Source organism: uncultured Flavobacterium sp. (assembly GCF_937967675.1).
Classification (GTDB): domain Bacteria; phylum Bacteroidota; class Bacteroidia; order Flavobacteriales; family Flavobacteriaceae; genus Flavobacterium.
Genome location: NZ_CALBSN010000054.1, coordinates 1 through 14,309, shown reverse-complemented (window position 1 = coordinate 14,309; position 14,309 = coordinate 1). Strand labels below are relative to the sequence as shown.

General features: G+C 34.1%; 15 protein-coding genes. All 15 read right to left on the bottom strand.

What is annotated here, in order from left to right:
• Positions 1 to 8: 8 nt before the first annotated feature.
• Complete coding sequence (locus Q0075_RS03515) at positions 9 to 776, bottom strand: ABC transporter permease subunit (protein ID WP_297868308.1); 768 nt, start codon at positions 774 to 776, stop codon at positions 9 to 11.
• Positions 760 to 1,482, bottom strand: coding sequence for an ABC transporter ATP-binding protein (locus Q0075_RS03510; protein ID WP_297868307.1), 723 nt, complete (start codon positions 1,480 to 1,482; stop codon positions 760 to 762). Before Q0075_RS03510 ends, Q0075_RS03515 begins: the two co-directional genes overlap by 17 nt.
• Positions 1,479 to 2,711 (bottom strand): nitrous oxide reductase family maturation protein NosD, encoded by a 1,233-nt coding sequence (locus Q0075_RS03505; RefSeq protein WP_297868306.1) that lies wholly within the window; start codon positions 2,709 to 2,711, stop codon positions 1,479 to 1,481. The genes Q0075_RS03510 and Q0075_RS03505 overlap by 4 nt, the downstream gene beginning before the upstream one ends.
• On the bottom strand, positions 2,711 to 3,136 hold the full coding sequence (locus Q0075_RS03500; protein ID WP_297868305.1) for a nitrous oxide reductase accessory protein NosL: 426 nt from the start codon (positions 3,134 to 3,136) through the stop codon (positions 2,711 to 2,713). The genes Q0075_RS03505 and Q0075_RS03500 overlap by 1 nt, the downstream gene beginning before the upstream one ends.
• 2 nt (positions 3,137 to 3,138) lie before the next feature.
• A complete protein-coding gene (locus Q0075_RS03495; RefSeq protein WP_297868304.1) occupies positions 3,139 to 3,732 on the bottom strand; it encodes a hypothetical protein in 594 nt (197 codons plus the stop codon).
• 53 nt (positions 3,733 to 3,785) lie between these two features.
• Positions 3,786 to 5,765: a Sec-dependent nitrous-oxide reductase gene (gene nosZ / locus Q0075_RS03490; RefSeq protein WP_297868303.1), complete on the bottom strand. Its 1,980-nt coding sequence runs from the start codon at positions 5,763 to 5,765 to the stop codon at positions 3,786 to 3,788.
• Between the two features lie 61 nt (positions 5,766 to 5,826).
• Positions 5,827 to 6,306 carry a c-type cytochrome gene (locus Q0075_RS03485; RefSeq protein ID WP_297868302.1) on the bottom strand — a complete coding sequence of 160 codons (480 nt, stop codon included), beginning with the start codon at positions 6,304 to 6,306 and terminating at the stop codon, positions 5,827 to 5,829.
• Positions 6,307 to 6,510: 204 nt separating this feature from the next.
• Positions 6,511 to 8,301, bottom strand: coding sequence for a hypothetical protein (locus tag Q0075_RS03480; protein ID WP_297868301.1), 1,791 nt, complete (start codon positions 8,299 to 8,301; stop codon positions 6,511 to 6,513).
• Between the two features lie 121 nt (positions 8,302 to 8,422).
• A complete protein-coding gene (locus Q0075_RS03475) occupies positions 8,423 to 8,662 on the bottom strand; it encodes a cytochrome C oxidase subunit IV family protein (protein ID WP_297868300.1) in 240 nt (79 codons plus the stop codon).
• Between the two features lie 10 nt (positions 8,663 to 8,672).
• Positions 8,673 to 9,242, bottom strand: a complete 570-nt coding sequence (locus Q0075_RS03470) for a cytochrome c oxidase subunit 3 (protein WP_297868299.1) — start codon at positions 9,240 to 9,242, stop codon at positions 8,673 to 8,675.
• On the bottom strand, positions 9,239 to 9,901 hold the full coding sequence (locus tag Q0075_RS03465) for a carbonic anhydrase (protein WP_297868298.1): 663 nt from the start codon (positions 9,899 to 9,901) through the stop codon (positions 9,239 to 9,241). The genes Q0075_RS03470 and Q0075_RS03465 overlap by 4 nt, the downstream gene beginning before the upstream one ends.
• A gap of 11 nt (positions 9,902 to 9,912) precedes the next feature.
• The gene (locus tag Q0075_RS03460; protein WP_297868297.1) at positions 9,913 to 10,908 is read right to left on the bottom strand and encodes a PAS domain-containing protein; all 996 of its coding nucleotides are present in this window, start codon (positions 10,906 to 10,908) and stop codon (positions 9,913 to 9,915) included.
• Positions 10,886 to 12,652 carry a VWA domain-containing protein gene (locus Q0075_RS03455; RefSeq protein ID WP_297868296.1) on the bottom strand — a complete coding sequence of 589 codons (1,767 nt, stop codon included), beginning with the start codon at positions 12,650 to 12,652 and terminating at the stop codon, positions 10,886 to 10,888. Before Q0075_RS03455 ends, Q0075_RS03460 begins: the two co-directional genes overlap by 23 nt.
• Before the next feature lie 11 nt (positions 12,653 to 12,663).
• On the bottom strand, positions 12,664 to 13,449 hold the full coding sequence (locus Q0075_RS03450) for a CbbQ/NirQ/NorQ/GpvN family protein (RefSeq protein WP_297868295.1): 786 nt from the start codon (positions 13,447 to 13,449) through the stop codon (positions 12,664 to 12,666).
• A gap of 108 nt (positions 13,450 to 13,557) precedes the next feature.
• Positions 13,558 to 14,309: cbb3-type cytochrome c oxidase subunit I (locus tag Q0075_RS03445; protein WP_297868294.1), on the bottom strand; the 752-nt coding region annotated here is incomplete at its 5' end.

Genomic DNA, 14,309 nt, shown 5'->3' with positions numbered 1-14,309 from the left:
AATAACAATTACAAATCTTTCTTGTTGAATTTTCGCATCGAAATGAAAAACGGAATTATCGCCCACAAACTCAACAAAACAAATGAGACTACCAATCCAACCGAAGTTCCAAAGAAATCTTTAAAAATTGCTCCCGTATATCCCATCATGGCAGAAACATCTAAATGCAAAAGAATTTGAATTCGAGCTAAGTCTATTGGACTAAAAGCGGTGATACCAACCATCATGTTTTCGATAGGATATTCGGCTAATTGGAAGAGCAAAAACAAAACCATTCCGTCGAATAATAGTGCGAAATACAACCAAATCATTATGGCTAAACCAATTCCTTTTGCTTTATCTCGGGTTAAAATCGAACTCAAAAATGCCAATGCAACAAATATTATGGAAATCAAACAACCGTTGAGTAACATCATAAAACCAATACTATCAGGCGAATTGATTAGCAATGGAATTCCTGCACCTATAAAAAACGCAAAAACCATCGCCGTTGATAATCCAAAAAATAAACTCAACCAAATCTTTCTTCTTTTGATGGGTTGACTTAGTAAAAGTTCTATAAATTCAGCACTATTGTACAAATAAATTGTAGCGAATAAAATGGAAACCAACGGAACTGTGAATAAAATCACATTCAAAATCGTTAGTAATCCTTTTGCTGAATTGTCTTCCAATGCAAAAGAACTCCAAGATAAAATAGACAAAATCAACGTGTAAGCCAAAACAATTTTGTTTCGGATAATGTCAGATAATATTATTTTAATGATTCGGTTCATTTTGTTTGTTCTTTAAAATTTTGGCAATCGCTTTTGAAATTTTTTCTTCGCCAGTAGTCGTTTTTAATTCTTCTACTTTTTGATGAAAATGTACTTTCCCTTCTTGCATAAAAATGATTTCGGTAATTAAATCATCCAATTCACTTAGTAAATGCGACGTAATCAAAATCAATTTTCCTTTTTCTTTCTCTTTGATGATTTTTTCTTTCAAAACCTCAGCTGCTAAAGGATCTAAACCAGCGGTAGGTTCGTCTAAGATCAACACATCTGGATTAAAAAGAAAAGCTAGGACAGCACTTACTTTTTGAGTTGTTCCACCAGATAAAGTGCGCATTTGCTTGTCGAACATTTTTTCTAATTCGAAAGCGTGTAGCAAATCTTCATCCAAATCATCTGCTGAATTTCGAATCTTTTTTATCATTTCGATAATTTGACCAATTGTCATGTTATCGGGATATCGTCCAATTTGTGGCATGTATCCAATTTTTTCGCGATACAAATACTCACCTAAAACGGAATTTCCATTAAAATGAATCGTACCCGAATCGGGTAAAACCATTCCCAAAACCGACTTTATCAAAGTGGTTTTTCCACAACCATTCGGACCAATTAAAGCGATACATTCTCCTTTTTTACAAGAAAGATTGATGTTCTTTAAAACTTCAAATTTTCCAAACTTTTTCTGCAATTCTTTTATCTCAATCATAGCGGCAGTGACTTCATTAAAGGCTTATTATCTACAAAATTATCAGGTGTTATACTGGGTAATACTTTTTCAGATTTATCTAACAGCGTAATCATAAAACTCCGATATAACAGCATGGCGGAAGGCGTGTTTTCAGTTAACACCGCGAATAAACTCAGCGGATGATACGGAACATCTCCCATTCCATCTTTGTCCAAATCGTAGCCTTCGTATTTGTCCCAATAATTCGCATTGAACGTATTTAAAACCAAACTTCCATTGGTACTAATATCGAAAGTGTTTTTCAAGAAATTATTATTTATGATTTCGTTTTCCATGCAACTCGCTTGGATTTTCATGCCCCAACCATTCGATTCGAAACTATTTTTTTCAACTTTGATTCGAGATGTTCCTTCCATGTAGATTCCCGAGGTATTTCGAGCAAAACGATTATTAAAAATGTAACTATCGGAGATTTCTTTTAGTAACAATCCGTAAGCCGAATCGCCCCAATTTTCCTCAAAATAATTATTAAACATTTTCACGTTTTTGGTAAACATAACAGCTACTCCTGCTCCATTGTTCTTGAAAACATTGGTTATGTAAGCATCATCATTAGAAAACATAAAATGTAATCCGTAACGAACGTTATTGTTAGAGATATTTCTCCAAATAACCGATTGGGTTACAAATTCAAAATAAATGCCATCGCGATGACCTGTGATTTTATTTCCGATGATTTGTAAATTTGAACTTTTCCAACAGTGAATTCCATTTCCAATTAACTGTTCAGCTTTACCGTAAGCTTTAATTATATTATTCTTAACGATACAATTTGTACTGTTTTGAAGGTAAATTCCAAAGAAATTGTTATCGAGAATGTTCCCTTGAATTGTGACATCATTTTTATCATAAACGCGAATTCCACAAGGATCATTTAAAGCAGCGTGACCTGAATTAATTACTTTGAATCCTTTTACTACCACATCATTGGCGTTGATAGACAATACTTCTTTTTTATGTTGGCCATCTAAAACAGGGAAGTTCTTACCAATAAAATAAATCTTTTTATTGATTAAAATCGTTCCCTCTTTATAAATGCCCGAATGTACAAGAATCGTATCACCATCTTTTGCTAATGCAAGGGCTTGCTTGATTTTCTTTACTGGAAAGTTAGCACCTACCTGAATAGTAGCCGCTTTCCCAATTGAAAAAAACAATAGGAATACTATGAAACTAATTTTTTTCATTAATACATTGTGAAAACTTGTTCCCAAGTTACCATTTTGGCATCAAGTTGTTTTTGAAAATTGTCTTGGTCTTTATCAGATGCAAATGCTGCAAAATTGCCTCGCATAGGAGAATTTATCGAACCTCCGCGCAAGTAAAAACTTTGCTCGGCTGGAATTAAAGTATTGTCTTTTGCGTAATCGTTAACAAAGAAAGATTGCACTTGAACATTCGTATTTTCTTTTGCGTATAACAACATGCAAGACAAATCATCAAATTTGTAGTAGCGTCCTTTTTTGGTTAATAATTCAGCTCCAAATTTTCCGTTTGAAATGGTCATTTTGCAGAATTCGCAAGTATCTACATTTAATTTGATAGGTTTTGGTTCGTTAGAAACGCAAGCAATCATAAAAAGCGACGAAAATAAAAGTACAATCTTTTTCATAACTAAATAGTTTGTTTTCTTTTGAATAAGTTGAATTCTTTAAATACAATATAAAATAGCATTACACCTGCACCAATTAACATCCATCCTCCGATATCTGGAATCGAATAAGCTCCAAAATTCAATAATTGTTTGTATCCAATTAATGGGGGTTGATAGGCCATTCCTGGTACTTTAATAGCAGCATTCGGATCTAAATTGTGTCCGTATTCGTAATTCCAGCGGTAAAAATCTAGTCCCGCTAAGATAACGAAAAGCACAAATGTTGCGAAAAATGCTAAAACAAATTTTCTGTTATTGATAAATATTAACAGAATAGAAATTAATGAAAAAGCACCAACAATATAAGGCAAAATTTTGAATTCGATAAAATTCTCGGTATGTAAAGTTGCCATTCCGATGTAATGATTTAAACCATTTATGATTTCTACATCACCACCAATTTTATTAGCATGTAATTTTAAAACTAATCCTTCAGGATATTGCGGCGCATCTAAATCGATTTGCCACATAGGCACAAATAAAGAACCTATAAACAATCCTGCGATGATAAATAAAAAGATTTTTGAAACTAAAGCAAGTTTTGTAGTTTCCATACAATTGAGTTTAAAAAAGGGACAAAAGTTACTTTGCCCCTTTTGTTAAAAATTTATTTTGTTGCTGGTACGTTTGTTCCTAAACTAAATTGTAATGGAACATTTGAACCTTTTGGAGATACTCTAATGTATCCTTGCATTTCTTGGTGTAATGCACTACAGAAGTCGGTACAGTAGAATGGGAACGTTCCTACTCTATCTGGAACCCATTTTAATGTTGTAGTTTCTCCAGGCATGATTAACAATTCACCATTGTTAGCACCTTTGATAGCGAATCCGTGTGGTACATCCCAATCTTGTTCTAAGTTGGTTACGTGGAAATATACTTCATCACCAAGGAAAACACCTTCAATATTATCAGGAGCAAAGTGAGATCGGATAGAGGTCATGTACACATGCACTTTGTTTCCTTCTCTAACCACTTTGGCTTCTTTTTCGCCTTTTGCAGCATAAGGATGCTTGTTATCATCTAATTTATAGAATTTCAACTGCCCATTGTTTCGAATTAAATCTGCCGGAGCTGCTTGTGCATAATGCGGCTCTCCAATGGTTGGGAAATCTAAAATTAGCTTCATTTTATCGCCACTAATATCAAATATTTGTGCTGATTGTGCTAATTCAGGACCTGTTGGTAAATAACGGTCTTTTGTAATTTTGTTGTAAGCAATTAAGTATTTACCAAATGGTTTTTTACTATCACCACCAGGAATACATAAGTGACCTACAGAATAATACGTTGGAACACGGTCTAAAACTTTTAAGGTTTTAATATCCCATTTCACTACTTCAGAAGAAACGAAGAAAGTCGTATAGGCATTTCCTTTTCCGTCAAATTCGGTGTGTAATGGACCTAAACCTGGTTTTTGAACTTCACCATGTAAAGCTGCTTCATATTTCACAACTGGTATTCCTCCATAGTCGCCTTCAAATTTTTTCCCTTTGATAGCTGATTGTAATTTATCAAAACTAAAAACAGGAATTAAAGCTGCTAATTTACCAGAACCTACGATAAATTCACCTGTTGGATCGACATCACATCCGTGAGGCGATTTTGGACAAGGAATCATATAACAAATATCTTTTAATTCAGAAGCATCTAAAACCAATACTTCATCTTTCATAGTAGATTTTGCAGAGTGCGTATGCTCATCCCAAGTGTTGTGTGCATATTTCACTTTTTGTTTTTTACCTTTTCCAGCTTTGATATATTCTTCCGCTTTTTTCCAGTTCACTGCCATGATAAAGTCTTTATCTTTTTGAGAAGCATTTACTTCTAACAATGTGTTGGCTTGTTCTGTGTTGTAGCACGAGAAGAAGAACCATCCGTGCGATTTTCCTTTACCAGCATGCGAAAGGTCGAAGTTTACACCTGGAGTTACAATTTGGAAAGCCAAATCCATTTCTCCTGATTTTTTATCCACGCTTACAAAACTGATGTGTCCTTTGTAATTTTCTTTATAAGTGTTGATTGGAACGTCTCCATTAGAATAATCGGCAGGAACACTAAAACGAGTACCCGCTACCACATATTCTGTATTTTCTGTAATGAATGGAGAAGAGTGATTACCTCCACTGTTTGGAAGTTCAATAATTTCGGCCGTTTTGAATGTTTTTAAATCAATTCTAGCAATACGCGGTGTATTGTTAGCATTCCCAAAAACCCAACGACCGTCAACTTCACCGTTAGTTTGAGACATTTCGGTGTGGTGTAAATCGTCCCAAGGCACAAATCCGTGAGAGGTATTTAACATTGGTTTTGTTTCTTCGCTGTATCCCCAACCCTTTTCTGGGTCAACCGAAAATACGGGAATAACTCGGAATAAACGTCCGCTTGGTAATCCGTAAACACTTAATTGTCCACTAAAACCACCTGAAACGAAATTGTAAAACTCATCGTATTTTCCTGGTGCAACATACGCCTTCTCAGCAGCATCGCCACTTACAGCATCTCCTGAGCTTTTTGGTTTACAGGAAGTCACCAAAGCACTTCCTAGGGCAATTACTAAAACTGCCTGTACAAATTTATTTTTCATGATATATGTAGTTAAATTAAGGTATCGTATTACTTTCACTTAACACAATACCCTTTTACGTTTATTTCACACCGTCATTTTTACGCATATACTCTAGAATTCCTCTAGCTTCATCATCAGAAACACCTTGATTAGGCATACGAACCAAACAAATTTCCAATTGCGCTTGCACCTCAGGATCTTTGTCAATCATTGGATCTGGATTAGTAATAAAATTCATAATCCATTGAGGTGTTCTTCTTTCTGTAACCCCTTTCCAACCTGGTCCAACTAATTTTTCATCTGTTGTTTTGTGACATGATGCACATTTTACACCTGCAACTTCTTCACCTTTTTTTGCCATAGCTTGGTCTAAAGTAGCTCCTAATTCAACAGTGTCAAATTTTCCTTCACCACGTTTTGGATCATACGATGCTGGATCAGCAGCTTCTGTTGTTGCTTCACCTCCACCTGGCTGATAATTGTCTTCAGCAGATGCTTCTTTTTTACCACATGCTACAGCTAAAGCAAGAGATAAAACAAGTAAAATTGATTTGTTCATGATATTTTAATATTAAAATTATTACTACAAATTTCTGAAATTGAGCGCTTTAAAAGTATGATTACAATCATAAAAAAGGATATTTTTATCTTTATTATTAACAATTGTTGAACAAAAAAAAGCTGTTTCCAAAAATTGAAAACAGCCTTTTGCAAAAAACTACTTATGAAAACTACATAACCCTCATTATTAAGCAATTATCTTTTAAACAGAAATTGTATTAAATTCTAATTTATTTAATTGTAATTCCAATTGTAAAATATCGTTTTGAATTTTTGAATTCTTTTCTTGAAAAATTGATTTGTAATACTCAATTCCATTTAAAAGATTCGTTTTAAATGTTTCCCATTTTTTAATTTGTTGGGGCGTAATTTCGAAAACTTCATTTATTTGATTTGACAAATACGAAACATATAAACCTAATTCTTTCACAAACATATTAGGTCTATCGGTATGATTTTCGATTTCTTTCTTGCCGTAAATGTGCTGAATCATCTCTTTCAATGAAAATTCTTTAGAAAAATAAGCCATGTTTGGACCAGGACAAATCACAACACCTTGCGCTTGACCTTTGATTGGAATTCCTAATTCGATATAACTTGCATTTGCTAATCCCACACACAAACATGATTTTTCTGTGATTGAATTGTATTCTTTCGTGTAATTTTCGAACGAAATACTATTGCGTTTTGCTTCTAATTCTTCCAATTTCTTGTCTTGGTGTTTTTTAGATGCGGTACAAGTTCCTTCTTTTTTGTATTCTTTACTTAAAGCTAAATATTTCTTTGGGCAAGAACTTCCTGCTTTTCCCGAAGCGATGCGTTGGCTTTTAAAGAAATCATTCGTCATTCCTTTAATTGTGTTGAACGGAACTCCAAGCGGTGAAATATTACTCAAATACAAATCTTTTTCTTTAGCATCAGCCAATAATTTTCTAGTTTCAGCATCAACTGAAGTAGCTTCTGGAACCAAAAGAAACGGTGAACCCCAACCCACAGCATCTACTTGATAATGGTCTAATAAAAACTGATGTTCTTCTGCTGTTCCTACTCCACCTTGCACAGTGATTTTTAAAACAGGAGGTTCGTTTGGAACTATTTTATTTTTTGATGCTAAAGCATTTGTAAATAGCGAATAGGCCGATTGAATCAACTCGCCTTTCTTTTTTTTGAATTCTTCTAGAATTGGACCTAATAAAAAACCATCTGTTGCGAACGCGTGTCCGCCGCAATTTAAACCTGATTCAATTCGATATTCGGAAACCCAAAGTCCTTTTTTAGCTAGAAAATTTCCTTGAATCATCGCCGAGCGAAAATCACTCACTTTCAAAATGATTTTCTTCTGAAATTGTCCGTTTGCATTGGGATAAAAAGCATCGAAAGTTTCCATGTAACTGTACAATCTTGGATTCATTCCAGCAGAAAAAACTACGGATGAATTTGTGGTACTGTTTACAAAACCCCTTAAAGCTGCATGCGCATCGTTGTACATTACTGGTAATTGTTCGTCATCATTAAAATTATCTTTGTCGATTTTCGTCATGATATTCACATCGATGCTTCCTGCTGCAAAATGATGGTCAAGAATCGATTTTAATTCCATCATATTGTTTTTTCCTGAATCAATTAAATGTTCTAATTTGATTTTCAATTCGGAAGTTGTTGGCAAAATGGAGATAAAATCTTCTAATTGTGTTCTTTTTTCAATCAATTCCGATTTGAAACTTTCGAATTTTTGAGTAACAATTGTATCGAGTAAATTCAAATAATTGGTGATTCTTTTGGTTCTAAAATCTTCTACTTTTTGCGAGATTTCTTCATAAGGTTGCTTAAATTTTTCAGCATAAAAAGCAGTCATTTTTTCAATCAAATCGTCATCCATAATCGAAATTACAGAATCGATTCCATATTGAGCCACTCGCACTGGACTATCAATAGTGAACGCCAATCCCATAACAGGAATGTGAAAAGTGTGTACGTTTTTTTGTAAAGTCATATTGTTTTCTTGGTTAATTTTTGCATTCTATTTATTTCTTAACAAAATAAATAGTGACAAATAAAATACAATCCTTCAGATTAATATATGATTATTATCATGCTTTGAAAATTGGAAAAATTTAAAGTAAAATCACTAAAATAATTCCCATTAAACCACCAAAACCTAATATCAAATATTTCCAAAAAGGATGCGCTTTTTTTAATTCCATAAACTGAAAAGCTACTAACCAAAACTTAATTAAAGCTAAAGTCACAACCGTCGTTGCCATAATTTCTGCACTTACATTTAATGCTAAAAAAGCAGCAATTACAGTCAGTGCTAACAATAAAATAAACGTAGAAGAAATAGTGTCTTTCATGATCTTACATTTAAAAAAGTAAATAAAGTACTGGGAATAAAAGCAACCAAATTAAATCGCACATGTGCCAAAAACTGGCGCTTGCTTCGATGTCTTCAAAGGATGCTTCGGTTTGTTTTTTCTTGATGGAAAATGTAATTACTAATAAAATTACCAATCCCACTAAAACATGTATAAAATGAAAACCCGTTAATAACCAATAAAATCTAAAAAACGAATTGTAATCCATGTGCAATCCTGCTTGTAATTTTTCGTAATATTCGAATGATTTTAAAACTAAAAACCCAAAACCTCCAAGCATTGCACAATTGAAATAAAACAATGTCTTTTTGATATTAGTAGCTTTAAAAAAATGAATCCCTTTGGCTACGAAAAAACCGCTGGTTAACAATAGAATTGTATTTATCGTTCCTATTGTTTTATTCAATTTTAAGCTACTGCTGTGAAACAAATCTCGCTCTTCCGAACCGTAATAGGCTAAGGCTAAAATTGCCATTCCGAATGTGATGAGTTCCAAATAAATGATGATCCAAATTAAAATGCCTCCAGGCGGATAGTATATTGATTTTGTATGGTTCATGATTGTAATAATTCGACTTTACCAGTGTGTAAATCGTAAAATGTTCCTACTATTTTTATTTTTTTCTGATGGACCAAATCTCTAATAATTTTGCTCGAAGAGAGAATGTGATCTATGGTGGAAAGAACGTTCAACCGACCTGTTTCATCTGATAAATGTTCGGGTAATGGATACGTTCTGTGGTGACTAAAAGCTACTTTTATTTGATTGGTTAATTGGGTTAGATGTCCCAAATTCACATTATCAATTGCTCCTTGAACCGCACCACAATTGGAATGTCCTAATACCACCAATAATTTGGTTCCTTTTACTTGAACAGCATATTCCATGCTTCCTAAAATATTGTCGTCTTCGATATTTCCAGCTACACGAGCAACAAATAAATTTCCAATTCCCTGATCAAAAATAATTTCAGGTGGTACACGAGAATCGATACAAGACAATACAAAAGTGTGCGGATGTTGGTCTTTTTCAGAATGGTGCGCTTCATCAATAAAATCATGATGTATAGGTGCATTATTTATGTAGCGTTTGTTTCCTGCCATTAATTCTTTCAAAGCTTCATTTGCTGTTTTTGGAACATGATGATGCTCTGTTGTTTCACAAGAAAAAATAATAATGATAAAAATGCTGAATAAAATCGTACCTATAATTCTCATAACTTTCTAAATTAATTATTCCATTCTAATAATCGCTTTTCGCCATTAATTTGTTTGATATCAGTAATATCTTGCGACATTTCGATTACGCCTTTATATCTTTTTTGAGCATCACGAACTGCGAAATAACGAATGTAAATCAGGCGTTCTTTGTAGTTAATCCAAAAAGATGCTTCGTTTTGTTCGCCTTTCCTAAATGCTTCTAAAATTTGTAAAACGGTATCCACACTTTTTGGCGGATGACAAAAACGAACTTCTCTACCAATAATTCCGGCACTTCTTGGAAACACGCGTTCTTCACCTCGATTGTAGAAAATTACTTTATCGTTTTCATCAACATAAGTTAAATCGATAGGTAAGGTTTTGAAAAGTAGATTTACTTGTTCAATTGTCATGAAGCCTTCATCGTAATGTGCTGCATTTTCGTTGAAAACCACATCGGTTCTGCGTGCTGTATCTTGAGAAGGATGAATGTATTCGGATTCTTTTGGAAATTTTGGTGGTGCTTCTGATAACATCCAACCAATTTCATCTTCTCCTTTTCGCATTTTAATCCAATCTTCATCGGATAGCATTTCTAAAGCATTTGGAAACAACACGTTTTCTTCTACTTCAAGTAATCGATATAAATTTTGAGAGATTAAATTGGTATTGTGTTTGGCTGAAGTAAAATCTTGGTCTTCCAAATTTTTTCTAACAATGCGAAACATTTCTCTAATCGTATCGTGAAACGACCACATATTGCGAGAAGGTCCTGTCCAACCTTTTTGTTCTAAAAACGGAAATAATTGATTTTCTTTTCGTTCAAAACGTCGTTCAACGGTTGCTAAATGATTGAATACATTGTAAAATTTTTGAAATTCTTCTTTTGGATTGATGGCATTCAATTCTTCCAATAACTGATGAATCAAATCGGTTTCTACGAAATAAGTATGAATGGGATGTCCTTCAATCACGTTTGTATGTGTTTCTGATGTTGCCATTTTATTGATGTTTGATTTTCTCATAAAGTTTTACCAATGATTTTAGTAAGGCTTCAGGAGACGTTAATATTTGATAATGATTTTGACCGAACATTTGCGGTAAATAATATTTGGCTTGCGCTTCAATAGCTAAAGCATACGAATTGATTTTTCGTTCATTCAATTCTCGCAGCGCTTGTTTAATGTCTTGAATGCCATGTTGCCCTTCGTATTTATCGTAATCGTTTGGTTTTCCATCGGAAAGCACAATAATCCATTTGTTTTTGGCATCCAATTGAACCATTCTTGCGCCAGCATGACGTAAAGCGGGACCAATTCGGGTGTAGCCATTAGGTTCGACGGCTCCTATTTTATGTTTGGCTTTGTTCCAACTTTCGTTGAAATCTTTCAAAGTGAGATAAGTCGTGAAATTTCTGGTTTTGGAATAAAATCCGTCAATTGCAAAATCGATGTCGAACTCGTGCAGAATTTCTCCAAATAAGATGGAAACTTCTTTTTCTACATCAATCACGCGATTTCCTGCGGCATAACCATCGCTTGAAAGACTAATGTCTAACAAAACTAAAATGGCAAGGTCTTTGTTTTTCTTTCTTTGAGACAAATAAATACGTTCGTCTGGCGATTTTCCAGAATGAATATCAGTATATAAATCGGTTAACGCATCTAAATCGAAAGCGTCACCTTGTAATTGTCTTCGTTGTTGTTGCATTTTATTATTCACGCTGGTAAGCATTTTTCGTAAACCATTTAAAGTGGTTTTGTACTTCGCCATCGTATTTTTATAGTAAGTCGCGTGAGTTTTGAGTTGGATTTTCGGATACACTTTACAGAAATCTGTTAAGTAATTTCGTTTTTTAAAATCCCACTCGCTGTATTTTAAATGGAAACCTTTTTCATCAACTTCAGCACTTTCTGCAATGGAAGTATTTTCAACAAAATCCGCTTGATATACAGAATGCACCATATCATCCACGCGCACGGTGAATCGCATGTTCATTTCTTCCAAGGCTTCTTGATGGTCTTTTAAATCGTCTTTTCCATCAAAATCGCGCCAATTTCCGTTGAATTCTTCTGCGGTTTCAATTTTCTCGAAACTGTGCATTAAGACATAATCTTCTTGTTGTTTTTTGTCGATAGTAAGTGATTCTATTTCTTCAACAGCTTTCGCATGAAGCGTAGTTTCGGCTACGACATTATTTTTTATTTTCTTAGTATTGTCATCGAAATTTTGCAATACATTTTCATCTTTAATTTCAGGTGTGTTTTTCATCCATTTTCCATACAACCAAGAGTAATCAATGGATTGATCTTTTTTATTAACGGGTAATTTTGGCACCGCATCAAAATAAAACTCTTGCATAGATGGATAATCCTGAAACATTTTTTCTAAAACCAATGGTGCGGTTTCAGTAGCTTTTTCCAAAGAAAGTTCTGGTGAATTGTCTTGATTATCCCAATTGAAATTCAGTTGTTTCTGAATACTCAAATACACTGTTCTGAAAAAATAGAATTTCAGATTTTCTTCTTTTGTTGGGAACAGCGAACAATTTATTGGAAGAAAGAAGTTTTTGTTTTTGTAACCGCCTTCGCGTTCGGCTGGAAAAATATCGATTGGCGCACCACAAATCGCTCTCGCAAAAAGAGTCAATCGTGGTTTAATATCAGATAAGTTGATTTGACGGCTCAGAATTTCGGCATCATTGAGTCGTTTATTTTTAAAGTACTTGAGTACTTTTTTATAGATAATTTCGTCTAATTCTAAGCCCATAACTCAAATCTTTAAATCATTAAATCACACAAATCGTTTAAGGCTTGAATGGTTTCTTGCTCGTCTGTTAAAGGTTCCACAACGGCAACGTGGACTGCTAATCGTTTTGGTAATCCGTTATGGATCAATTTGGCAGCGTCCACTAATAATCGGGTGGAAACGGTTTCGGTTAGGCCTAATTCGGTAAGATTTCTAATTTTTGTTCCGATTGCGACTAACTTTTGAGCGATATCGGCTTGAATTCCGGTTTCATTAATTAAAATTTCGGCTTCAATTTTTGGATTTGGATAATCGAATGAAAGTGCTACAAATCGTTGACGAGTAGATGGTTTCAATTCTTTGAATCCTTTTTGATATCCAGGATTAAACGAAGCTACCAAAAGAAAATCGGGATGCGCTTTGATGGTTTCTCCTAATTTATCAATAAAAAGTTCTCTTCTATGATCGGTTAAAGAGTGAATGGCTACGATGACATCTGGACGTGCTTCGGCAACCTCATCTAAATATAAAATATATCCGTTTTTTACAGCTATGGATAAAGGTCCGTCAATCCAAATGGTTTCGGCTCCTTTGATGATGAAACGTCCAATTAAATCAGTTGCTGAAGTTTCTTCGTGACAACTTACGGTGACTAATGTTTTGTTAACTTCATTCGCCATATATTCGATAAAACGGGACTTTCCAGAGCCTGTTGGACCTTTTAATAATAAAGGCAATCGCAATTGATTAATTTGATTGAAAATTTCAATTTCTGAACCTACTGCTTTATAAAATATGACTTTTTCTGCTACTATCATGGCAATTTATTTTTGAAAAAACCGAAACCAAATGCTGGCAGCGACAACTCTGGGCAATTGGTCTCGGCTGGTTATTAATTGTATAATTCTAACCTAAATAATTAATAACTATTCTTTTACAAGAGCTTCATCTGTTGGTTTACCGTATTTGATAAACTCTAAAATGTATAAGGTAATTCCGGTTGTAAATAATGTGGCACAAAGCAATAATACCACAAAGTGAATACTGATTTCGTTTTGAACATCCATGAAATCCATTTTCATTTTACGTTCCATATATACTTGGGCAACACCTGCTACACCAAAAGCTACTGTCATTCCTAACATTCCGATATTTGACAACCAAAATGCCATGTGACCTCTTGTACTGTCGTATAATTTTCTTCCGGTAATGTTTGGTAAAGCATAACTAATAATCGCTAAAACAATCATCGCGTAAGCGCCCCAGAATGCATAGTGACCGTGCATGGCTGTTACTAAAGTTCCGTGTGTATAAATGTTGGTTTGTGGTAAAGTGTGAGCAAATCCTAACAATCCAGCTCCAATGAAAGATACAATAGAAGCTCCGATAGTCCAGAATAACGCAATTTTATTTGGATGCGATTTTTCTCCTTTTCGGTACATATATACTGCGAATAATGCCATTGCTAAGAACGCTAATGGTTCTAATGCAGAGAAAATTCCTCCAACGATTAACCAAATTTTATTTACTCCGATGTAGTAGTAATGGTGACCTGTTCCTAATAAACCAGAAAGGAATGTTAAACCAACGATTACATATAACCATTTCTCAATAACTTCTCGGTCAACACCAGTAAGTTTGATTAATAAGTATGATAAAATACCTCCCATGATTAGTT